Below are 450 nucleotides of genomic sequence, written 5' to 3'. Positions count from 1 at the left end.
AGTCGGCAGTCACCCCCACGTCTAACATCCGCTCGGCCTACAACGCATGGGCCCAAATCAACCTCCATCAACTTAGTAAAGAATCTGATATGGACCCCGACGATGTCGACCTCAAAACCCACGCGCCGGGTGGTGCTGTCTCGAAGATGAAATCGAAAATCACCCCCGATCCGCCGAGCGAACGCGTCACTCTCGACGAGGGTCGCAAGCGCGTCTGGTTCGGCGTGAGTCTCACCGAGCGTGGAGAAAAACTCGTCGAACTTGAGGACAAATTCCCCCTCGACGAGTAACCAACTGCCTCTCTTTTTCACCTCCGTACCCGCTCGTGTAGCGGGTAGTATCTCGCAAACCTACCACATTCCGGAGTATTCTATCACCCTTGTTTTCACTACTACTCACCGTCGACAGATACCATCCTTTCCGACCAATTGCCCGGCATATTGAGGTAGC

Annotated in this window: 1 protein-coding gene; it reads left to right on the top strand. The window is 54.4% G+C overall.

What is annotated here, in order from left to right; translation table 11 throughout:
- On the top strand, window positions 1-290 hold a 290-nt coding region (locus tag EXE42_RS16920), incomplete at its 5' end, for a hypothetical protein (protein WP_206750763.1).
- Window positions 291-450 lie beyond the last annotated feature (160 nt).

Source organism: Halorubrum sp. SP3, assembly GCF_005435195.1.
Classification (GTDB): domain Archaea; phylum Halobacteriota; class Halobacteria; order Halobacteriales; family Haloferacaceae; genus Halorubrum; species Halorubrum sodomense.
The sequence above is the reverse complement of the archived record's forward strand: the minus strand, read 5'-3'. Positions and strand labels throughout refer to the sequence as shown.